The 20,894-nt window shown below is 74.6% G+C and carries 19 protein-coding genes; 9 read left to right on the top strand and 10 right to left on the bottom strand.

Going from position 1 to position 20,894, the window contains the following annotated elements; translation table 11 throughout:
* Positions 1-50 precede the first annotated feature (50 nt).
* Positions 51-1,175 (top strand): D-alanine--D-alanine ligase family protein, encoded by a 1,125-nt coding sequence (locus tag LWC35_RS15830; RefSeq protein WP_232870884.1) that lies wholly within the window; start codon positions 51-53, stop codon positions 1,173-1,175.
* Positions 1,176-1,306: 131 nt separating this feature from the next.
* Here LWC35_RS15830 and LWC35_RS15825 read toward each other — a convergent pair whose 3' ends face one another.
* Entirely contained in the window at positions 1,307-1,888 is a 582-nt protein-coding gene (locus LWC35_RS15825; protein WP_232870883.1) for a DUF3515 domain-containing protein, read from the bottom strand.
* A 23-nt stretch (positions 1,889-1,911) separates the two neighbouring features.
* The gene (locus LWC35_RS15820) at positions 1,912-2,148 is read right to left on the bottom strand and encodes an Lrp/AsnC ligand binding domain-containing protein (protein WP_232870882.1); all 237 of its coding nucleotides are present in this window, start codon (positions 2,146-2,148) and stop codon (positions 1,912-1,914) included.
* 88 nt (positions 2,149-2,236) lie between these two features.
* Here LWC35_RS15820 and LWC35_RS15815 point away from each other — a divergent pair, with 88 nt between their 5' ends.
* Positions 2,237-3,247 carry a thiamine-phosphate kinase gene (locus tag LWC35_RS15815; protein ID WP_308194558.1) on the top strand — a complete coding sequence of 337 codons (1,011 nt, stop codon included), beginning with the start codon at positions 2,237-2,239 and terminating at the stop codon, positions 3,245-3,247.
* Positions 3,248-3,278: 31 nt separating this feature from the next.
* On the opposite strand, the gene LWC35_RS15810 is transcribed toward LWC35_RS15815, so the two are convergent.
* Positions 3,279-3,896: a hypothetical protein gene (locus LWC35_RS15810; protein ID WP_232870881.1), complete on the bottom strand. Its 618-nt coding sequence runs from the start codon at positions 3,894-3,896 to the stop codon at positions 3,279-3,281.
* A gap of 130 nt (positions 3,897-4,026) precedes the next feature.
* Between LWC35_RS15810 and LWC35_RS15805 the strand changes: the two genes are divergently transcribed.
* Both LWC35_RS15805 and LWC35_RS15800 read left to right on the top strand, forming a co-directional pair.
* Positions 4,027-5,214 (top strand): MFS transporter, encoded by a 1,188-nt coding sequence (locus LWC35_RS15805; RefSeq protein ID WP_232870880.1) that lies wholly within the window; start codon positions 4,027-4,029, stop codon positions 5,212-5,214.
* A gap of 137 nt (positions 5,215-5,351) precedes the next feature.
* Entirely contained in the window at positions 5,352-6,482 is a 1,131-nt protein-coding gene (locus LWC35_RS15800) for an MFS transporter (RefSeq protein ID WP_232870879.1), read from the top strand.
* A gap of 2 nt (positions 6,483-6,484) precedes the next feature.
* Here LWC35_RS15800 and LWC35_RS15795 read toward each other — a convergent pair whose 3' ends face one another.
* A complete protein-coding gene (locus tag LWC35_RS15795; RefSeq protein ID WP_232870878.1) occupies positions 6,485-7,828 on the bottom strand; it encodes an ABC1 kinase family protein in 1,344 nt (447 codons plus the stop codon).
* A gap of 196 nt (positions 7,829-8,024) precedes the next feature.
* Positions 8,025-8,552 carry a DUF1697 domain-containing protein gene (locus LWC35_RS15790; RefSeq protein ID WP_232870877.1) on the bottom strand — a complete coding sequence of 176 codons (528 nt, stop codon included), beginning with the start codon at positions 8,550-8,552 and terminating at the stop codon, positions 8,025-8,027.
* Positions 8,553-8,719: 167 nt separating this feature from the next.
* Here LWC35_RS15790 and LWC35_RS15785 point away from each other — a divergent pair, with 167 nt between their 5' ends.
* The 4 genes from LWC35_RS15785 to LWC35_RS15770 all read left to right on the top strand — a co-directional run bounded on the left by LWC35_RS15785 (position 8,720) and on the right by LWC35_RS15770 (position 11,701).
* Positions 8,720-9,391: a DedA family protein gene (locus LWC35_RS15785; protein ID WP_232870876.1), complete on the top strand. Its 672-nt coding sequence runs from the start codon at positions 8,720-8,722 to the stop codon at positions 9,389-9,391.
* A 72-nt stretch (positions 9,392-9,463) separates the two neighbouring features.
* Positions 9,464-9,715, top strand: a complete 252-nt coding sequence (locus LWC35_RS15780) for a hypothetical protein (protein WP_232870875.1) — start codon at positions 9,464-9,466, stop codon at positions 9,713-9,715.
* 96 nt (positions 9,716-9,811) lie between these two features.
* Positions 9,812-10,258 (top strand): nitroreductase family deazaflavin-dependent oxidoreductase, encoded by a 447-nt coding sequence (locus tag LWC35_RS15775; RefSeq protein WP_232870874.1) that lies wholly within the window; start codon positions 9,812-9,814, stop codon positions 10,256-10,258.
* A 495-nt stretch (positions 10,259-10,753) separates the two neighbouring features.
* A complete protein-coding gene (locus LWC35_RS15770; RefSeq protein WP_232870909.1) occupies positions 10,754-11,701 on the top strand; it encodes a cation diffusion facilitator family transporter in 948 nt (315 codons plus the stop codon).
* A 72-nt stretch (positions 11,702-11,773) separates the two neighbouring features.
* On the opposite strand, the gene LWC35_RS15765 is transcribed toward LWC35_RS15770, so the two are convergent.
* Both LWC35_RS15765 and gltB read right to left on the bottom strand, forming a co-directional pair.
* Positions 11,774-13,225: a glutamate synthase subunit beta gene (locus LWC35_RS15765; protein WP_232870873.1), complete on the bottom strand. Its 1,452-nt coding sequence runs from the start codon at positions 13,223-13,225 to the stop codon at positions 11,774-11,776.
* A complete protein-coding gene (gene gltB, locus LWC35_RS15760; RefSeq protein ID WP_443690206.1) occupies positions 13,218-17,783 on the bottom strand; it encodes a glutamate synthase large subunit in 4,566 nt (1,521 codons plus the stop codon). Before gltB ends, LWC35_RS15765 begins: the two co-directional genes overlap by 8 nt.
* A 574-nt stretch (positions 17,784-18,357) precedes the next feature.
* Here gltB and LWC35_RS15755 point away from each other — a divergent pair.
* Positions 18,358-19,080, top strand: a complete 723-nt coding sequence (locus tag LWC35_RS15755; RefSeq protein ID WP_232870872.1) for a (2Fe-2S)-binding protein — start codon at positions 18,358-18,360, stop codon at positions 19,078-19,080.
* Here the strand turns inward: LWC35_RS15755 and LWC35_RS15750 are convergent.
* The 3 genes from LWC35_RS15750 to LWC35_RS15740 are packed head-to-tail and all read right to left on the bottom strand — an operon-like array spanning position 19,023 to position 20,817.
* Positions 19,023-19,442, bottom strand: coding sequence for an Asp23/Gls24 family envelope stress response protein (locus LWC35_RS15750; protein WP_232870871.1), 420 nt, complete (start codon positions 19,440-19,442; stop codon positions 19,023-19,025). The genes LWC35_RS15755 and LWC35_RS15750 overlap by 58 nt on opposite strands.
* Positions 19,439-20,065, bottom strand: a complete 627-nt coding sequence (locus LWC35_RS15745) for an Asp23/Gls24 family envelope stress response protein (RefSeq protein WP_232870870.1) — start codon at positions 20,063-20,065, stop codon at positions 19,439-19,441. The genes LWC35_RS15750 and LWC35_RS15745 overlap by 4 nt, the downstream gene beginning before the upstream one ends.
* Positions 20,056-20,817: an RNA polymerase sigma factor gene (locus LWC35_RS15740; RefSeq protein WP_308194557.1), complete on the bottom strand. Its 762-nt coding sequence runs from the start codon at positions 20,815-20,817 to the stop codon at positions 20,056-20,058. Before LWC35_RS15740 ends, LWC35_RS15745 begins: the two co-directional genes overlap by 10 nt.
* Positions 20,818-20,894: the final 77 nt, after the last annotated feature.

The raw sequence follows: 20,894 nt of genomic DNA, 5'->3' as shown, positions 1-20,894 counted from the left end.
GGCGGGGCCTGCGCCGCCGTGGGTGGCCCGCCCGCCTACGCTCCCCGGTCATGAGCGAGCCCGCGAGCGAGTCCGCGTCCCGGCCCGACCGGATCCGGGTGGCCGTCGTCTTCGGCGGGCGCAGCTCGGAGCACGCGATCTCGTGCGTCTCCGCGGGCAGCGTGCTGACCCATCTCGACCGGGACCGGTTCGACGTCGTCCCGGTCGGGATCGCGCCCGACGGGGCCTGGGTCCTCGGCACGGACGACCCGGCCGCCCTGCGGATCACGGACCGTGCGCTGCCACAGGTCGACGCGACCGCCACCGCGCTCGTGCTGCCCGGCGACCCGACCCGCGGCGGCCTGCTGCGGCTCGACCCGGGCCGCGCGGGCGAGGTGCTGGCGGGCGTCGACGTCGTGTTCCCGGTGCTGCACGGCCCGTTCGGCGAGGACGGCACCGTCCAGGGCCTGCTCGAGATGGCCGGGCTCCCGTACGTCGGCGCCGGGGTGTTCGCCAGCGCGGCCGGCATGGACAAGGAGTTCACCAAGAAGCTCCTGGCGGCCGACGGGCTGCCCGCCGGGAGGCTCGTGGTGCTGCGCCCGCAGACGCGGACCCTGTCGGCCGGCGAGCGGGAGCGGCTCGGTCTGCCGGTGTTCGTCAAGCCGGCGCGGGCCGGGTCGTCCGTCGGGATCACGAAGGTGAGCGACTGGGCCGACCTCGACGCCGCGATCGCCACCGCCCGGGTGCACGACCCCAAGGTGCTGGTCGAGGGCGCGATCGTCGGGCGCGAGGTGGAGTGCGGGGTGCTGGAGCTGCCCGACGGCACGCTGCGCGCCTCGGTGCCCGCCGAGATCCGCCTCGTCGGCGGGGCGAGCGAGTTCTACGACTTCGAGGCCAAGTACCTCGACGACGTCTGCGAGTTCGACATCCCCGCCAAGCTCGACGACGCCGTCAGCGAGCGGCTGCGCGAGATGGCGATCGCCGCCTTCCGTGCCCTGGACTGCCAGGGCCTGGCGCGCGTCGACTTCTTCGTCGGCGAGGGCGGGGAGCTGACGGTCAACGAGGTCAACACCATGCCGGGCTTCACGCCCATCTCGATGTACCCGCGGATGTGGGCGCACACGGGCGTCGACTACCCCACGCTGCTCAGCACGCTCGTCGACACCGCCCTCGCCCGCGGCACAGGCCTGCGCTGAAGCTCCCGACTCGCGCGTCCGGATCTCCCGACTCGCGCGTCCGGATCTCCCGACTCGCGGGATCGGTCCGCGAGTCGGGAGTTCTTGCAGCGCGAGTCGGGAGTTCTTGCAGCGCGAGTCGGGAGCTGCGGTCAGCGGACGGCGATGTCGGTGCGGGGGAGGGTGCGGGCGATCGCGTCGGAGACCGCCTGGACCGGCCCGGTGCCGACCGCGGTGGGCGTGGTGAGCGCGACGTAGACCTGGCGGTCGACGGCGACGTAGGTCACCAGCGTCGGCTGCGGGGTCCCGTCGCCGATCGTGAGCCAGCTGACGCCGTTGACGTCCGTGAGGGTGGAGGTCGGCGTCAGCTCCTGCGGGCGGGGGAGACCGCAGCGCAGGACCACCGGGCGCGGCGCGGCCGCCCACGCGCGGGCGCCGGGCTGCCCGGGCTCGGCCAGCGGCCGGGCGGGGAACGCCGGGTCGCCCGGCAGGTCGGCGGGCAGCGCCGCGAGCAGGTTCGCGCAGGCGGGGGAGGACGCGTCGGGGGCGTCGACCGGCGCGAGGGCGAGCGGGCCCGTCTCCGGGGCGGGAGCGGGCGCGTCGAACGCCCCGGCGCGCGCCGCGATCCCGAGCCCGGCCACGACCAGCGCGAGCAGGACCGGCAGGGCGATCGCGAGGACCACCGCGGGTCGTCGCAGGTCGGGGCCGTGCCGCGGGTCGGTCGGCGAGGACATCGGAAGGACTCGGCTCCTCGGGTTCAGCCCAGCTTGACCACCGGGCAGGTGAGGGTCCGGGTGATCCCGGCGACCCCCTGCACCCGCGCGACGACCAGCTGGCCCAGCTCGTCGACGTCGCCGGCCTCGGCCCGGACGATGACGTCGTACGGCCCGGTGACGTCCTCGGCGGTGACGACGCCCTGGATGGCACCGATCTCGGCGGCGACCGCCGCCGCCTTGCCGACCTCGGTCTGGATGAGGATGTAGGCCTGCACCACGGCGTGCCCCTTCCGGTTTGCTTGTCTGGAGACCCGCCGGACGGCGTCCGACGGGAAAGTCGGAAGGCAACGTACCTGAGGAGAGCCCGTGTCCCCATCGTCGCGCACCCCCTCGGGGTCCACCGAGGCGAGCGACACACCGAGCGAAGCGGACGAAACCCCTGCGCTGGCCGCGATCGGGGAGTTCGGCCTCATCGAGCGGGTGACCCGGGACCGGGTCCAGCCGCCGGCGACGCTGCTCGGCCCCGGTGACGACGCCGCGGTCGTGGCCCAGCCGGACGGGCGGGTCGTGGCGTGCGTCGACGTCCTGGTCGAGGGCGTGCACTTCCGGCTCGACTGGTCGGCGCCGGAGGACGTCGGGCGCAAGGCGGTCGCGGCCAACCTGGCCGACGTCGCCGCCATGGGTGCGGTGCCCACCGGGCTGCTCGTCGGGCTCGCGGCGCCGCGCGACACCCCCGTCGGGACCCTGGAAGGGCTCGCCGCCGGGATGTGGGCCGAGGCCGGGGTGGTCGGCGTCGGGCTGGTGGGCGGCGACGTCGCGTCCTCGCCGACGCTGGTGGTCTCGGTGACCGCCCTCGGCTCGCTGGAGGGACGCGCCCCGGTGACCCGCGACGGCGCCCGGCCCGGCGACGTCGTCGCCGTGTGCGGGCGGATCGGCTGGGCCGCCGCCGGGCTCGCGGTGCTGACCCGCGGGTTCCGGGCGCCCGGCGCCCTCGTCGACGCCCACCGCGTTCCCACCCCGCCGTACGCGGCCGGGCCCGCGGCCGCGCTGGCCGGGGCCACCGCGATGATCGACGTGTCCGACGGCCTGCTCGCCGACCTCGGACACGTCGCCGCGGGCTCGAGGGTGCGGATCGAGCTGCGGCGCGACGCCCTCGCCGTGCCCGACCGGTTGGCGGAGGTGGCGCCGGCGCTCGGCGTCGACCCGCTCGACTGGATGCTCACCGGCGGCGAGGACCACGCGCTGGCCGCGACCTTCCCGGCCGGCACCGCGCTGCCCGAGGGCTTCGTCGCGGTCGGGCAGGTGGCCGAGGGGGAGGGCGTGGTCGTGGACGGCGAGCCCTATGCCGGGGCGCCCGGGTGGGAGCACTTCGCCTGACCGTGAGGCTGGCCGCGCCAGGCCGTCGTGCTCAGCCCCGGCGGCGGAAGAGCTTGCGCAGCAGGGTGTCCGGCTTGCCGGGCACGGACCGCTGCGGGTGGGCGAACGGGCGGTCCGCGGGGTCGACGGGCGCGATCGGGAGCGCCGGGATCGTCGCGGGGGCCGGAGGCGGGGCGAGCGGCTCCAGCACCCTGGTCGACGGGTCGGCAGCGGCGGCCACGCTCTGCTCCGCGGGAGTCACGGGCTCCTCGGCCGCCCCCTGTTCCTTCGCCTGCTCGCCGACCCCCCTGGCCCGCACCGGGTCCTGCGCGTTCTGCACCTGGTCGGCCCCCTGTGCGTCCGCTTCCGTGGGCGGCGCCGGGGCCGGCGTGGCCGTCGCCTGCCCGGCGGGCTGCGCCTCCGTGGGCTGCTCGGGCCGCCCGGCGCCCTCGGCGCCCTCGGCCCCCTGGGCCCCCTCGGACCCCTCGGCCCCGCCCGCCGCGGACGTGTCGCGCGCGTCCGCGGCGGGCGTGGTGCGGGGGCGCGGGCTCGGGCGGACCCGCAGGTAGGTGGTGCGCTCGGCGGCCCGGATCGCAGCCTCTCCCGTGTCCCGGGGCGACGTGGTCGTCGCGGTCGGCTCCTCGGTGGTGCTGCGTCCGGACTCGCTCACGGCCGGGCTATCGGCCGCACGCGCGAGCCCGTTACGCACGAACCGCTCATTCACGGCGATCGGGTGAGCACCCACCGCCACGGGGTGCGGCCGCTCGGCGGAAGCACCTCCGGTCGGGTACGCAGGAGCGGTGAACGCACGGTCCGCGTCGCTCGTCCTGGTCGGCCTGCTCGCGCTGTCGTTGAACCTGCGGGCGGCGCTGTCGGCCTACCCGCCGCTGCTGGGCGAGGTCCGCGAGGCGCTGGGGATCGCCGCCGGCACGGCCGGGGCCGCGCAGACCGGCGCCATTCTCGCGATGGCAGCGGGTTCGCTGATCGGGCCGCGGGTGGGCGCGCGCTTCGGGGCCGTGCGGGCGCTCGGTGGGTCCGTCGGGCTGGTCGCGCTCGGCAGCCTGGTCCGCGGGGTCCCGGCGCTGGCCGCGCTGTTCACCGGGACGTTGGTGATCGGGCTGGGCATCGGCGTCGCCGGTGTGCTGCTCACGGCGGTGGTGAAGGACCGGCTCGCCGCCCGGGCGGGCATGGTGAGCGGCGCGTACGTCGTCGCGATGATGCTCGGCTCGACGATCGTCAGCGCCCTGGCCGTGCCGGTCGCCGTCGCGCTCGGCGGCTGGTCGTACTCGCTGGCGCTCTGGGCGGTGCCGGCCCTGGTCGCCGTCGGCGTCTGGGCCGCCATCATGCGCGGCGACGCCGCCCCGCACTCGGGCACCGCGACGGTGCGACGGCGCCTGCCCTGGCGCGACCCCTTCGCCCGGCTCACGGCGATGTACCAGTCCGGGGTGTCGCTCACCGTCTACGGCTCGTTGACCTGGGTCGCGCCGGCCTACGTCGACCGCGGCTGGAGCCCCGCCACCGCCGGGCTGCTCATCGCGGTGTGGAGCGTGGCCCAGATGCCGTCGGCCCTGATCGTGCCGAGCCTCGCCGAGCGTTCGGGCCACTTCCGTCGCTGGGCGCTGATCATGGCGTCGGGCACGGTCGTGGCGGTGCTCGGGATGGTGCTGCTGCCCGAGCCGCCGCTGGTCGGGGCGTGGCTGTGGGTCGCGCTCATCGGGATCGGCTGCGGGGCGGGCTTCCCGCTCGGGCTGTCCGTGATCGCGCACCGGACCCCCGACGCGGCCGCGAGCGCGGCGACGAGCGGGCTCGCCCTCGGCGTCGGCTACACCGTGGCGGGGCTGGGGCCGCTGCTGATGGGCGTGCTCGTCGACCTGACGCACGGCTACGCCGCGGCCCTGCTGGTGCTGCTCGGCGCCGCGCTGCTGCAGATCGTCGCGACGATCGGGATCGGCGACCACCGGCGTGAGGCTGCCGGCGCGACCACCTGAGAAATCCCGGGGCGCCTCGACGCCGCCGCCGATACGCTGCCGCCGTGCCCTTCCTTTGACGCACGTCCCGCCCCCTGCCGCCGGCCGCCCGCGGACCGGCGCGTCTCGTCGTCGGCTGGGCGGTGCTCGCCGACGTCGTGCCGCTCTACCCCCTCTACGCGCTGTTCTTCGCCGACCACGGCATGTCCGGGGCGGAGATCTCGGCGCTGTTCGCGGTCTGGTCGGTCACCGGGCTGGTCGCGGAGGTGCCCTCGGGTGCACTGTCGGACCGGTTCTCGCGACGGCGGGTGCTCGCCGCCGGCGGCGTCCTGCAGGCCGCCGCGTACGCGCTGTGGCTGCTCGCGCCCGGCTTCCCCGGGTTCGTGGCCGGCTTCGTCCTCTGGGGTGTCGCGACGTCGCTGTTCAGCGGCACCGTCGAGGCCCTGGTCCACGAGGCGCTGAGCGCCGCGGGCGCGGCCGACCGGTACGCGGGGGTGCGCGGTCTCGTGACCGCGGCCGGGCACGCCGCCCAGGTGCCCTCGGCCGCCGCGTCCGTCCTGGTCGCGACGGGCGGGTACGCGCTGGTCGGGTGGGTGAGCGTCGGCACCTGCCTCGCCGCCGCGCTGCTCACGTGCGCCTTCCCGGACCCGCCCCGGGCCGGTCCGCCGGACGACGGCGAGGGCACCGAGGACACCACGGGGGAGACCGTCGGGGACGCCGCCGAGGACCTCTCCTACGGGCAGACCCTGCGTGCCGGCCTGGCCGAGGCCGTGGGCAGCCGGGCCGTCCGCGGAGCCCTGCTCGCGGCCGCGCTGGTCGGCGGGGCGGACGCCCTGGAGGAGTACTTCCCGCTGATCGTCGGGCAGCAGGAGTCGGTCGCGCTCGTCGCGGTGCCCGGGCTCCTGGTCCTGGTGGCCCTGGCGGGCGCGGCCGGTGCGGCGCTGGGCGGGCGCGCCGGCGGGCTGCGCGGGGGCGGGCTCGCGGCGCTCGTGTTCCTGGCCGCCGCGGCACTGCTGGCCGCCGGGCACGGGGGAGCGGGAGCGGCCGGGCTGGCGGCCCTCGGGACGTACTACGCCCTGCAGCAGTGCGCCCAGGTCGTCACCGACACCCGGGTGCAGGAACGGCTCTCGGGCCGGGCCCGCGCCACGTCGACCTCGGTCTCCGCGCTCGGCACCGAGCTCGTCGCGCTCGCGGTGTTCACGGCCTGGGGGCTCGGCGGGACCCCGGCGGTCGCCGTCGGCCTGCTGGCCCTCGCCCCGGCGCTGTGGTGGCTGCTGCGCCGGGCGTGAGCTCAGTCGGCGAACCCGGGCACCCAGCGCTCGACGAGGCCGCGGGCCGCGACCGTGCAGTCGAGCCGGGCCAGGATGTTCATCCAGCCCGACAGCACCCGCATGACCAGCGCGAACTCGGGCGGGAAGGAGAGCGCGCGGCCCGTGTCGCGGTAGGCCCGGTTGGTCGGGTTGGCCACGCGCGCGCCCTGCCGCGCGATCCACGCCTCGGTGAAGTGGAACGTCTCGACGCGCAGCGGGTCGGCCAGCGCGCCGACCCAGCGCAGGACGTCGGCCGACCCTGCGTCGGGGGCGAGGAAGCCCTCGGCCCGCAGCAGCGCGTCGAGGCCCTCGGCGTCCTCCTGCGCGGTGAGCCTCAGGATCCGCACGAGCACCGACGGGATGCCGTCCGGCAGGGTGGCGGCGGCGCCGAAGTCGATCATGCCCAGCCCACTGCCGTCGGCCAGCACGAGGAAGTTGCCGGGGTGCGGGTCCGCGTGCAGCAGCCCGACCCGCGCGGGGGAGGCGAACATCGTCTCGACGACGGTGTGCCCGAACCGGTCCCGGTCCGCCGCCGCGCCCCGCGCGCCCAGCAGCTCGCGCAGCGGGAACCCGTCGAGCCACTCGGTGACCAGCACCTTCGGTGCCGACGCCACGACGCGGGGGATGCGAAGACCGGGCCAGTCGGCGAAACCGGCCGCGAACGCGCGCTGGCGGTCCGCCTCCAGCCGGTAGTCGACCTCCTCCATCGTGCGCTCGCGCAGCTCGCGGACGAGGGCGCGGGCGTCGAGCGCCGGGAAGATCGCCCCGAACAGCCGGGAGAACCGCTCGAGCGTGCGCAGGTCGGAGTCGAGGGCGAGGTCGGCGCCGGGGTACTGCACCTTGACGGCGACGTCGCGGGGTCGGCCGTTCGACCCGCGCCAGACGGCCCGGTGCACCTGGCCGATGCTGGCGGCCGCGCGGGGCTCGTCGTCGAACTCGGCGAACCGCTCCCGCCAGCCCCGGCCGAGCTGCTCGGCGAGCATCCGGTGCACGTCCGCGACCGGCATCGGCGGGCTCGACGTCTGGAGCTTGGCCAGGGCCTCCTGGTACGGCCCGGCGATCTCCGCCGGGATCATCGCGTCGTAGACCGACAGCGCCTGCCCGAGCTTCATCGCCCCGCCCTTGAGGGTGCCGAGCACCGCGAAGAGCTGCTCGGCGTTGCGGGCGAGGGTGGTGGCGGTGACCTCGTCGGCATCGGCGCCCGCGAGCGTGCGCCCCCAGCCGCTGACGGCCCGGCCGGCGAACGTCAGGGGCAGCGAGGCGAGCCGTGCGGAGCGTCCGAAGCCGTGGCGCGGGACGCCCCGGTCCGCCCTCTCGTCCGCCATCACGCCCCTTCCCGCGCTGCCTCCCGCGACCGACCGTGACCCTACTGTCACGCGCCGGGAGCGTGCCCCGGCACCCGGTCCTGGCGCGCCCGGGTACCGTGTCCTTCCCGTGGGCCGGGCGTGCGGCTACCGTGCCCGTCCGCGGTGGTGCGGCGCCGCAGCGCCGGTGGACGAGCGGGAGCGGCGCGCCGTCGCCTCAGTCGGGGATCGCCGCGAGCAGCTTCTCCAGGGTGTTCCAGTTGCGGCCGGTGGTCGGCACCTTCCACGCCTTGCGCACGAACGCGGCGACGTCCGGGGAGTTCGAGATCCCGTCCGGGCACCACTGGTAGATCCGGCCGTCCCGCACGACGATCCGGTCCGGGTCGAGCTCGGTGGGGCTCGGCACGTCCGGCGGGGGCTCGCCGAAGAGCCAGAGCACGAGCATCCGCGACCCGTTGTCCGCGACGTCGCGCAGGGGGTGGTCGTCGACCGCGGCCTGCAGGTCGGCGCGGGTCAGCGCCAGCACCCGGATCTCCGTCCCGTACCGCTCGGCGAGGGCCGACTCGATCCGCCCGGCGACGACCGCGGCGGGCTCGTCCGCGGCGAGGACGGCGTTGCCGCTCTGCAGCAGCGTCGCGACCTGCGTGTAGCCGAGCCCGATGAGCAGCTCGCGGAGCTCGGCCATCGCGACCTTCTTGTTGCCGCCGACGTTGACGCCCCGGAGCAGCACGGCGTAGCCCGACACGGCGGCAACCTACACCCGACACGGCGGCCCGACCGCTCACCGCACACGGAGCGCATCCGGCTGACCTCAGGCGCGATGCGGGGGTGTGCCCCCGTGACCCCGTCGTGACGTTCTGGGAGTGTGGTCCGAGTACTCCTCGAGACATCCCCCGTGGGAAGGACCGTCCCGTGCAGCTCCTCGACGCCGGCGCCCTCGTGGCGCTCTTCGACGCCGTGCTGCACAGCGTGTGGCTGCTGCCGGTGCTCGCGGTGCTCATCGCGCTCGACGGGCCCTTCCCGGTCCTGCCCAGCGAGACCCTCCTGACGGTGGGCGCGGCCGCGGCGTTCGGTACCGGCGACGCGCTCGGCGTGCTCGGCCTCTTCCTGGCCTCGCTGGTCGGCTCGATGCTCGGCGACGTCTTCGTCTACTCCCTCGGCCGGAGCTCGAACCGCATCCTGCGCGGCGCCGGCCAGAAGGACGACGGGCTGGGCGCCTGGGTCCGCCGCAACCTCTGGAGCAGGCCGATCGTCGCCTGCGTGGGGGCGCGGCTCGTCCCGGGCGGGCGACTGGTCAGCACCGCGGCCTGCGGGCGCGTGCGGCTGCCGATGCGGATGTTCCTGGCCGCCACCGCGGCCAGCTCGGCGGTGTGGGGGGTGTACATGCTGCTGGTCGGCGCCGTGCTCAGCCCGATCACGAAGGGCAACCCGCTGCTCTGCCTCGCCGCCGGCATGATCATGGCGGTGGTCACGGCCGGCGGCTTCGAGCTCGCCCGGCGCCTCCGTCGCCGCGTGCTGGCCCGCCGTGCGGCCCGCGCCGCCGTCGCCCCGGTTCCCGTGCCCGAGCCCGCGCTGGCGCGCTGAACCCGTCCGATCCCCTGCGGCCCGTCTCACGCTGAGACGGGCCGCACGCGTGCCGGGCCGGAGAATGATCGGATGCGCGACGAGGCGTGGGTGGTCGAGGTGGGAGAGGCGAACGCGGCCTGGCTGGCCGCGGAGAGTCGGACGGCGCGGCTGGCCCGCGAGTACCGCCCCGTCGACCTCGGGGACGGCAGGGTTCGCTACAACGCCCGCGCGCTGGGTGCGGCGCGCGAGCTGGGCGAGGAGGAGGACGGCTTCCTCACCGACGACGCCGACGGGCTGCGGGTGTGGATCGGCGAGGACGCGTTCGAGCTCGAGCGCGAGTAGCGCACGAACGAGAGCACTGCTCTTGACGCCGGGGCGGCGGCGCGGTTCACTGGTGTCGAAAGAGAGCAATGCTCTCGAACGAGACGAGGAGTCACGATGATCGAGCCGCAGCTGCGCTACCTGGCCCCGAAGAGCGGGACCGCCGTGTTCAACCGCGTGGTCGCCGCCCTGACCCGCGCCGGGATCAGCGTCATGGGCAGCCGGATGCTGGCCGTGCGCGGCCGCACGAGCGGGCAGTGGCGCACCACGCCGGTGAACCTGCTGGTCGTCGAGGGGCAGCGGTACCTCGTCGCGCCCCGCGGGCACACGCAGTGGGTGCGGAACCTCCGCGCGGCGGGCACCGGTGAGCTGCGCCTGGGCCGGCGCGCCGAGACCTTCACCGCCACCGAGATCGACGACGACGAGAAGCTGCCGATCCTGCGGGAGTACCTGCGGAAGTGGGCCTGGGAGGTCGGTGCCTTCTTCGAGGGGCTCGACAAGGACTCACCCGACGACGCGCTGCGCGCGGCTGCCCCGGGGTTCCCGGCCTTCCGCATCCGGTGAGGATGCTGTCCGGTGCCGGTGGGGGCTCCCCAGTCCACCGGCACCGGTGTCCAGTTCAACGCGGCGGGGCGCCCGGGGTTTCGGTCGGAATCCCACGAACCCCACCAGTCCCGCCGAACGTGGGACGAGATGCGCCGATCGGTCGCTCCGACGCCGAAGTGCGTGCCCCGGCAAGGACCTCCCGGTGATCGCTCCGGGGCGACCGTGCGGCGCCGGACCGGACCTTCCGGACAACCCTCCCGACATCCGGCGGGCCGCGCGGGCCGGCGTTAGTTTCGTCCGGTGGTGGAACGCTCGGGGCCGGACCGGCCCGCTCCGTCGAACGACGACCAGGAGACCGGCGACCGGGACCGGGGCGACCGGGACCGGGGGGATCGGGACCGGGGGGATCGGGACCGGGGGGATCGGGACCGGGGGGATCGGGACACCGGCGGCACGGAGGCCGGCGAGAAGGGGGACGAGGGCGGATCCGGCGGCGAGAGCACCCTCACCGTCCTGATCGCCGGGGGCGCCAACGCCGCGATCGGCGTCCTCAAGCTGGTCGCGGGCCTGCTCACGGGCTCGTCGGCGATGCTGGCCGAGGCCGCCCACTCCGTCGCCGACACCACCACCGAGGGGCTGCTGCTGGCCGCGCTGCGCCGCTCGGCGCGCCGACCGGACCGTCGCCACCCCTTCGGCTACGGCAAGGAGCGGTTCTTCTGGGCGCTCATCGCCGCGGTGTCGATCTTCGTGTCCGGTGGCGTCTTCGCGATCTACGAGGGCATCACGACGATCCTCGGGGAGAGCGCCGAACAGACCCTGGCCTGGGTCGCCTACGGGGTGCTCGGGATCTCCTTCCTGCTGGAAGGCACCTCGTGGCTCCAGTCCGTCCGGCAGATCCGCGGCGAGGCCGCGGCCGACGAGACGACCTTCTTCCCCTGGCTGCGGGCGACGGACGACCCCACGGTCAAGACCGTCTTCTTCGAGGACAGCGCGGCCCTGATCGGCCTGGTCATCGCGTTCGCCGGCGTCGGCCTGCACCAGCTGACCGGGTCCGGGATCTGGGACGGGATCGCCTCGCTGCTGATCGGCCTGCTGCTGGCCGGCGTCGCCTACATCCTGGGCCGCACCAACAAGGGCCTGCTGATCGGCCGGCAGGCGAACCTGCGGCTCGTCACGGCCCTCCGCCGGGCGCTGCAGGACCGGTCCGAGGTCGAGGCCGTCGTGGACCTGCTCACCATGCAGCTCGGCACGGACAGCGTGCTGCTCTGCGCCCGCCTGGACTTCGACGACGCGCTCGGCGCCGCCGACGTCGAACGGGCCTGCGTCGAGATCGACGCCGAGCTGCGGGAGCGCTACACCGACCTCGCCGAGATCTTCCTCGAGCCCGTGCCGCGCACCGACCCCGTGATGCGGGGGCGGGTGCTGGACCGTTACGGGCGCACCCTCGCCCCCGACGTCTGAGAAGCCCCGGGAACGCCCGAGGGCCCCGGCGCAGGGGTTCTCTCTGCGCCGGGGCCCTCGGGAGGACGTGTCTCAGGCGATCTGACGGTCCGTGGGGTTGATCGGGCGCGGGAGGACCTCCCGCCCGGTCAGGAACGCGTCCACCCCGGCGGCCGCGGAACGGCCCTCGGAGATCGCCCACACGATCAGCGACTGCCCGCGCCCCATGTCGCCGGCGACGAACACGCCGTCGACGCTGGACATGTAGTTCTGGTCCCGCGCGACGTTGCCGCGCTCGTCCAGCTCCACGCCCAGCTCGGAGAGCAGCTTGCCCTTCTCCGGGCCGACGAAGCCCATCGCGAGCAGGACCAGGTCCGCCGGGATCTCCTGCTCGGTGCCCTCGACCGGCTCGAAGCCCTTGTCGGTCCGCTCGACCCGGACGAGGCGCAGCGCCTTGACCTTGCCGGAGCCGTCGTCGACGAACTCGGTGGTGTTGACCGAGAACAGCCGCTCGCCGCCCTCCTCGTGGGCCGAGGAGACCCGGTAGACCATCGGGTAGGTCGGCCAGGGCATTCCCTCGGTGCGGTGCTCCGGGGGCGTCGGCATGATCTCGAGCTGGGTGACCGACGCGGCCTTCTGCCGGTGCGAGGTGCCCAGGCAGTCCGCGCCGGTGTCGCCGCCGCCGATGATCACGACGTGCTTGCCCTCGGCGGTGATGGGCGGGGCGTCGAGGTCGCCCTGCTGCACGTGGTTGGCCCACGGCAGGAACTCCATCGCCTGGTAGATGCCCTCGAGCTCGCGGCCCTTGGCCGGGATGTCCCGCCACGCGGTGGCCCCGCCGGCGAGCACGACGGCGTCGTACTCCTCGCGGAGCTGCTCGGTGGTGACGTCGACCCCGACGTCGACCGAGGCGCGGAAGTGCGTGCCCTCGGCCTGCATCTGCTCGAGCCGCCGGTCGAGCCGGGCCTTCTCCATCTTGAACTCGGGGATGCCGTAGCGGAGCAGCCCGCCGATGCGGTCCGCCCGCTCGAACACGACGACCTCGTGCCCGGCGCGGGTGAGCTGCTGCGCGGCGGCCAGCCCGGCCGGCCCGGAGCCGACGACGGCGACCTTCTTGCCCGTCTTCGTCTGCGCGACCTGCGGGGTCACCCAGCCCTCGTCCCAGGCGCGGTCGATGATCTCGACCTCGACCTGCTTGATCGTGACGGCGTCGTCGTTGATCGCGAGCACGCACGCCGCCTCGCACGGGGCGGGGCACAGCGTCCCGGTGAACTCCGGGAAGTTGTTGGTGGCGTGCAGCCGCTCGATCGCCTCGCGCCAGTCCTTGCGGTACACGAGGTCGTTCCACTCGGGGATGAGGTTCCCGAGCGGGCAACCCTGGTGGCAGAACGGGATGCCGCAGTTCATGCAGCGGCCCGCCTGCTTCTCCAGGGCGCCCCGCGGGAAGTCCTCGTAGACCTCGCGCCAGTCCATCAGGCGCAGGTCGACCGGCCTGCGCTTCGGGGTCTCGCGCGGTGTGGTCAGAAAGCCCTTCGGGTCACCCATGTGCGGCCTCCATGATCGCGGCGTTCACGTCGCGACCGTCCTTCTCGGCCTGCTCACGGGCCTGCAGGACGCGCTTGTAGTCCTTCGGCATGATCTTGCCGAAGCGCTCCACCGCCACGTCCCAGTCCTTGAGCAGGGCGCGGGCGACCGGGGAGTCGGTCTCCGCGTGGTGCTTCTCGACGTACTCCCGCAGGAACTCGCGGTCGGCGTCGTCGAGCGGGTCCATGTCCACCATCTCGGGGTTGACCCGCTTGGCCAGCGTGCGGTCGCCCGCCTCGAGGTCGAGCACGTAGGCGATGCCGCCGGACATGCCGGCCGCGAAGTTGCGGCCCACCTTGCCCAGCACGACCACCTTGCCGCCGGTCATGTACTCGCAGCCGTGGTCGCCCACGCCCTCGACGACCGCCACGGCGCCGGAGTTCCGGACGCAGAAGCGCTCGCCGACGATGCCGCGGATGAACATCTCGCCGGACGTGGCCCCGTAGAGGATCACGTTGCCCGCGATGATGTTCTCCTCGGCCGCGAACGGCGCCGCCGGGTCGGGCCGCAGGATCAGCCGGCCGCCGGACAGGCCCTTGCCGAAGAAGTCGTTCGTGTCGCCGATCATCCGCAGCGTGATGCCCTTCGGCACGAACGCGCCCAGCGACTGCCCGGCCGAGCCGGTCAGCGTGACGTCGATCGTGTCGTCCGGCAGGCCCTCGCGGCCCCACTTCTTCGTCAGCTCGTAGCCGAGCATGGTGCCCACGGTCCGGTTGACGTTGCGCACCGGCAGGTCCAGGCGGACCTTGTCGCCGTTGCGCAGCGCGCCCTCGGCCAGCTGGATCATGGTGTTGTCCAGCGCCTTCTCCAGGCCGTGGTCCTGGGCCTGGGTGCGGTGCCGGGAGGCGCCCTCGGGCAGCTCGGGGGCGTGGAAGATCGGCCGCAGGTCGAGCCCGCGGGTCTTCCAGTGGTGCACCGCGGCGTCGGTGTCGAGCATCTCGGCGTGGCCCACGGCCTCCTCGAGGGTGCGGAAGCCCAGCGCCGCCAGGTGCTCGCGCACCTCCTCGGCCACGAACCGCATGAAGTTCACGACGTACTCGGGACGCCCGTCGAACCTCTCGCGGAGCTTGGGGTTCTGCGTCGCGACACCGACCGGGCAGGTGTCAAGGTGGCAGACGCGCATCATGATGCAGCCGCTGACCACCAGCGGGGCCGTGGCGAAGCCGAACTCCTCGGCGCCCAGCAGGGCGGCGATGACGACGTCGCGGCCGGTCTTCAGCTGGCCGTCCGTCTGCACGACGATTCGGTCCCGCAGGTTGTTGGCCAGCAGCGTCTGCTGGGTCTCGGCCAGGCCGAGCTCCCACGGGCCGCCCGCGTGCTTGATCGAGGACAGCGGCGAGGCGCCGGTGCCGCCGTCGTGGCCCGAGATGAGCACGACGTCGGAGAAGGCCTTCGCCACGCCCGCCGCGACCGTGCCGACGCCGACCTGGCTGACCAGCTTCACGTGGATGCGGGCCCGCGGGTTGGCGTTCTTCAGGTCGTGGATGAGCTGCTTGATGTCCTCGATCGAGTAGATGTCGTGGTGCGGCGGCGGGGAGATCAGGCCGACGCCCGGCGTGGAGTACCGGGTCTCGGCGATCCAGGGGTAGACCTTGCCGCCGGGCAGCTGGCCGCCCTCGCCGGGCTTGGCGCCCTGGCTGATCTTGATCTGGATGTCGTCCGCGTTGACCAGGTACTCGCTGGTCACGCCGAACCGGCCGGACGCGACCTGCTTGATCGCGCTGCGCCGCGAGTCGCCGTTCGGGTCGGGGGTGAACCGCGCCGGGTCCTCGCCGCCCTCGCCGGTGTTCGACTTGCCGCCGAGCCGGTTCATCGCGATCGCCAGGGTCTCGTGCATCTCCTGGCTGATGGAGCCGTAGGAGATGGCGCCCGTGCCGAACCGCCTGACGATCGACTCGACCGGCTCGACCTCGTCGATCGGCACCGGCGGGCGCACACCCTCCTTGAAGGTGAACAGCCCGCGCAGCGTCATCAGCCGCTTGGCCTGGTCGTCGACCGCCTTCGTGTACTCCTTGAAGATCTCGTACCGGCCGGAGCGGGTCGAGTGCTGGAGCTTGAACACGGTCTGCGGGTTGAACAGGTGCAGCTCGCCCTCGCGCCGCCACTGGTACTCGCCGCCGACGGCGAGCGCGCGGTGGCTGGCCCGGGTGCCGTCCGCCGGGAAGGCGCGCCGGTGGTGCCTGAGCGCCTCCTCGGCGAGCACGTCGAAGCCGACGCCGCCGAGCCGCGAGGTGGTGCCGGTGAAGCAGGTCTCGATGACCTCGTGGCTCAGCCCGACGGCCTCGAAGATCTGCGCGCCGGTGTACGAGGCGACGGTCGAGATGCCCATCTTGGACATCGTCTTGCGCACGCCTTTGCCCAGCGCCTTGACCAGGTTCTTCGCCGCGGTCTTGGCGTCGACGCCCGGGATGTCGCCCCGCTCGGCGAGGTCCTCGACGGTCGCCATCGCCATGTACGGGTTGACCGCGGACGCGCCGAAGCCGATGAGCAGCGCGATGTGGTGCACCTCGCGTGCGTCGCCGGACTCGACGACCAGCCCGACCTGCGTGCGCGTGCGCTCGCGGACGAGGTGGTGGTGCACCGCGCCGGTGAGCAGCAGCGACGGGATCGGCGCGTGCTGCGGGTCGACGCCGCGGCTGGACAGCACGATCAGCCGGGCGCCGTTCTGGATCGCCTCGGAGACCTCGCCGCGGATCTCCTGGAGCCGCCGCAGCAGGCCCTCGCCGCCGTCGGACGCCTTGAACACGCCCTTGACGGTGTAGGTCGCGAAGCCCGGGAGGTCGCCGTCGTCGTTGATGTGGACGATCTTGGCGAGGTCGTCGTTGCCGAGGACCGGGAACGGCAGCACGATCCGCCGGCAGGTCGCCGGGCCGGCCTCGAGCAGGTTCTGCTCCGGGCCGAGCAGGGAGCGCAGCGAGGTGACGAGCTCCTCGCGGATCGCGTCCAGCGGCGGGTTCGTGATCTGCGCGAACAGCTGGATGAAGTAGTCGTAGATCTGCCGCGGCTTCTCCGACAGCAGCGCCAGCGGCGCGTCGTTGCCCATCGAGCCGATCGGCTCCGCCCCGCTGGCGGCCATCGGCTTGAGGAGGACGGTGAGCTCCTCCTCGGTGTAGCCGAAGGACTGCTGGCGGTGGGTGAGCTCGGAGTGCGCGGGCACCTCGCGCTGCCGCTCGGGCAGGTCCTCGAGGGCGATGCGGCCGGCGTGCAGCCACTCCTCGTAGGGCAGGGAGGCGGCCAGCTCGCCCTTGATCTCCTCGTCGGCGACGATCTTGCCCGCCTCGGTGTCGACCAGGAACATGCGGCCCGGCTCCAGCCGGCCCTTGCGCACGACCTGCGCCGGGTCGACGTCGAGCACGCCGACCTCGGAGGCCAGCACGACCAGCCCGTCCTCGGTGACCCAGTACCGGGCGGGGCGCAGGCCGTTGCGGTCGAGCACCGCACCGATCTGCGTGCCGTCGGTGAAGGCGACGAGCGCGGGGCCGTCCCACGGCTCCATGAGGTTGGAGTGGAACTCGTAGAAGGCGCGCCGCTGCGGGTCCATCTCGGCGTGGTTCTCCCACGCCTCGGGGATCATCATCAGCACGGCGTGCGGCAGCGAGCGGCCCGACAGGTGCAGCAGCTCGAGCACCTCGTCGAAGGTCGCCGAGTCCGACGCGTCGGGCGTGACGATCGGGACCAGCCGGTCCAGGTTGCCCGGCAGCACGGAGGACTCCAGCAGCGCCTCGCGCGCCTTCATCCAGTTGCGGTTGCCGCGCAGGGTGTTGATCTCGCCGTTGTGGGCCACGTAGCGGTAGGGGTGCGCCAGCGGCCACGCCGGGAAGGTGTTGGTGGAGAAGCGCGAGTGCACCACGGCCAGGGCGGAGGTCACGCGCGGGTCCGACAGGTCGGGGTAGAACGCCTCGACCTGCGGCTCGGCGAGCATGCCCTTGTAGACCACGGTCCGCGGCGACAGGCTCGGGAAGTAGACGCCGGTCTCGTGCTCCACCCGCTTGCGCAGGCAGAAGGTGCGCCGCTCCAGCTCGATGCCGGTGGGCGGCGGCTTCACGATGCCGGTCTCGATGCCGGCCACGAACAGCTGGCGGAAGCCGGGCATGGCGGCCAGCGAGGTGGGGCCGAGGTCGGCCTTCTCCGGGTCGGTCGGCAGGTCGCGCCAGCCGAGCACGCGGAGGTTCTCCTCGGCGGCCAGCTCGTCGATCCGGGCGACGGCCTCGTCGGCCTTCGCCGCGTCGCGCGGGAGGAAGGCGATGCCGGTGGCGTACGCACCCGCCTCGGGCAGGTCGAAGTCGACGACCTCGCGGTAGAAGGCGTCCGGGACCTGGATCAGGATGCCCGCGCCGTCACCGGTGTTCTCCTCGGCGCCACGCGCGCCGCGGTGTTCGAGCCGGAGCAGCGCGGTGAGCGCCTTCTCGACGATCGAGTGGTCGCGCCGACCCTGCAGGTCGGCCACCATGGCGACGCCGCAGGCGTCGTGCTCGTACTCGGGGGAGTAGAGCCCGCCGGGCGCCGGCGCACTGGTCACCGGAGTGGTCTCCGTGGCGCCGGGGCGGTTGCTGATCGCAGCCAACAGCTCCTCCTGTCGTCTCGGTGCACCCCGACTTCGCATCGGGACGACGTGGACCGTGGGTGGTTCCACAAGGGGGTCCAGAATACAGCGATGCTCCGACGGAACGCTGACGCTGGTCCGTTCGGGTGCACCGTCCGGACTGCGCCTCAGTCGTCTCCAGCTGGTGTTCGGACGCACGTGTCTCGGCCGGTACCCGCGTTCGGGCCCGGCCGGCGGCTTGCACTTGGGGACCGCACGCGGCATCGGGTGCGCTCTCTCCGGGGAAAGAGTGACACGCCGACGCGTTGATACGCCAGGTCTGGTGGCCCGAACGGCTGTGACCTGCGTCGGAGCCCCCGTGGGGCGGCGCCGCGGGCGACCGGCCGGCGCCCGCGCCCTGCCCGTCCGAGCAGGTCAGGGCCCTCCGGGGGCCCGGATCGGCGGGCGGCGACGACACTGGGGTGATGCAGTGCACGTATCACCCGGTTCGTCTCCTCTGCGTGACCGGCGCGACACCCGAACGGCCTGCTCCGAGGGCGGGGTACGGACGGTGACGGCGCCGGTGCGCACCGTGCTCGCGGACACCGCGCGGGTCGGGCCCTTCTTCGCCGTGGCGACCGACCCGGCCGAGTCCGCCGACCCGACGTGGCGGCCGCTGCGGGAGCTGGTCACGGAACCCGGCGCGCTCAGGGACCGGATCGCCCACGTCCGGCGCGTGCTGTCCGAGCAGGCCGGACGGACGGTCGAGGAGCGGGTGGCGGCGTCGATCGCGCTGCAGGGGCTGGCCGCACGGCTGGTCTCCGCGCCGCTCGCGGCCGTCGCGCTGCACGGCGTGCTGCCCGACCTGGGCCGGGACGCCCTGCACTGGCGGGTCTCGCGCACCGGCCCCTGGCCGCTGTGGGTGGACGCCGACCGCCCTGCGCGGGACCGGGCCGAGCTCCCGGCCCTCGTGGCGGAGGAGATCGCGGAGCCGCTGGTCGAGGCGGTGCGTGCGCTCGTCCCGGTGTCCGCGCGGGTGCTGCGGGGCAACGTCGCCTCGGCCGTGGCGGGCGCGAAACGGGTCCTCGGCACGGAGCGACCGGAGGCGGCGGTCCGGGCCGCCGAGCTCGCCGCGGCGGTTCTCGACCACCCGCTGCTCGCCGGGACGGGCGAGCAGCGCCCGCCGACGCCGCCCGACCGCGGCTGGTCCTTCCGCCGCCGGTCCTGCTGCCTCTACTACCGGCTCCCGGGCGGGGGTACGTGCGGGGACTGCGTGCTGTCCCGCTCCGCCTGAGGGAGGTCGAGCAGGACGTCGGCGACCGTCACCGTGACATCGGCGTCCAGGCCCGTCTCGGCCCGCACCCGCGCCGCGACCGCCCGCTGCACGGCGGCGGAGAGGTCGCGGGTGTTGTGGCCGAGGGTCGTGACCAGGGTCAGCGCGACCTCGGCGCGGCCCTGCTGCACGGCGGCCGACGCCCCGGCCGCCGAGAGCGCGTCCCCGGCGGGCCGGTCGCCCAGCAGCGAGCCGGCCAGCCCGAGCAGCGTCTGCGCCAGGTCCGGCCGCAGCGCGACCACCCCCGGGACCTCCCGCGCCGTGGCCGCCGCGATCCGGGCGACGACGGCGTCGGCGACCGTGAGCCGCACCGGCGGGGTCACGGCACGTCCCACAGGTCGACCACCGCGATGTCCACGCTGCGCACCGGGACCCCCAGGGCCTGCTCGCCCGCCGCCACCACCATCTGCCGGACCCGGGCCGTGACCGACGCCAGGTCGACGCCGAACCGAGCCGTCACGGTGATCGCGACGGTCACGCCGAACGGGTCCGCCCCGTTCGTCCCGCCGGGGCCCGACCCGACGGGCTCGATCCGGCAGCTGCGGGCCCGCATGCCGTCCATCCCGTCGACGACGTGCCGCAGCACCCGGGCCGCGGCGGCCCGGCTCAGCCGCGCGGGGCCGGCAGGGGAGTCGAGGGCCAGCAGGTCCTGGGGGCGGAGCTCGGCGGTCACGGTGTCGACCACCGCCCGCATGACGCCGTCGAGCACCGAGGGCGGCGGCACCGGCCGTTCCGCCGCCATCCGGTGGACGACGTCCTCGAGGCCCAGCGCGTCCGCGGCCGCGGCCCGGCAGTGCGGACACTCCCGCTCGTGCGCGTCGAGGGTGCCCTCTGCGGCGTGGTCCCACACGTCGGCGGCGTCGCGGCCGCAGGCCAGCGGCTCGATCCGCACGTCCTCCGGACCGGTCTCCGCCCGTCCGCCCGGGACGGTCCTGCCTACCTCCACGACCGCATCACCTCCGCCAAGCCGCGGCGGGCGCGGTGGAGCCGCCCGCGCACGGCGGTCTCCGACGCGCCGGTGATCTCCGCGATCTCCGCGTAGCCCAGGCCCTCCAGCTCGCGCAGCACGAAGCAGGCCCGCTGGTCGTCCGGCAGCGTGCGCAGCGCCGCCCGCAGCGCGGCCAGCCCCGCGTCGACCTCCGCGGCGTGCTCGGGCGCACCGGCCTCCGGGGCCGCGAGCCGCTCCGGGGCCACCTCCGCCACCTGCTCGACGGACACGGTCGCGCGCCGGCGGCGCAACAGATCGAGGCACCGGTTCGTGACGATCCGGTAGGCCCACGTGGTGAAGGCCGAGTCGCCCCGGAAGCGGTCGAGCCGGCGCCACGCGTCGAGCAGCGACTCCTGCAGGGCGTCCTCGGCGTCGGCGGCGTTCCCGACCAGGCGCAGCGCGAGCCGGTACAGCGCGGGCTGGTGCCGCTGCGCGAGCACGGAGAAGGCGCGGACGTCGCCCTCGCCGGCGCGGACGACCAGCGTGGTGTCGTCGAGCTCGCGCTCGGCGGGAACGGGCCCGGGCTCCGGCGGGACGGCGGGGGGGACCGGCGACGGGCACACGTCCTCCCGCGCCCCCCTCGTCCGCATCGCCTGCACCACGGTCCCGCCCGACAGCCCCGCCAACCCCGCCAACCCCGACAGCCGTCCCCCGACGACGCCGACAGTATGGCCGACGGTGACGCCGGTCACGAGGGCCGTGTGTCCCACGGGGCCCGGGGGTAACCGCTCCTCGAGCCCGACGCCGGCGGCCGGAGGGACCGGCCGCGCCGCGGGCGCACGAGTCC

This window comes from Pseudonocardia kujensis (genome assembly GCF_021283305.1).
GTDB classification, from domain to species: domain Bacteria; phylum Actinomycetota; class Actinomycetes; order Mycobacteriales; family Pseudonocardiaceae; genus Pseudonocardia; species Pseudonocardia kujensis.
Note: the sequence above shows the minus strand (reverse complement) of the source record. Positions and strands in the feature narration are given on the sequence as shown.

Excerpts from the sequence above, each read along its gene's own strand:
- LWC35_RS15830 (WP_232870884.1), top strand. The coding sequence starts at position 51 with ATGAGCGAGCCCGCGAGCGAGTCCGCGTCCCGGCCCGACCGGATCCGG.
- LWC35_RS15825 (WP_232870883.1), bottom strand. The coding sequence starts at position 1,888 with ATGTCCTCGCCGACCGACCCGCGGCACGGCCCCGACCTGCGACGACCC.
- LWC35_RS15795 (WP_232870878.1), bottom strand. The coding sequence starts at position 7,828 with ATGGCGGACGAGAGGGCGGACCGGGGCGTCCCGCGCCACGGCTTCGGA.
- LWC35_RS15780 (WP_232870875.1), top strand. The coding sequence starts at position 9,464 with ATGCGCGACGAGGCGTGGGTGGTCGAGGTGGGAGAGGCGAACGCGGCC.
- LWC35_RS15775 (WP_232870874.1), top strand. The coding sequence starts at position 9,812 with ATGATCGAGCCGCAGCTGCGCTACCTGGCCCCGAAGAGCGGGACCGCC.
- LWC35_RS15765 (WP_232870873.1), bottom strand. The coding sequence starts at position 13,225 with ATGGGTGACCCGAAGGGCTTTCTGACCACACCGCGCGAGACCCCGAAG.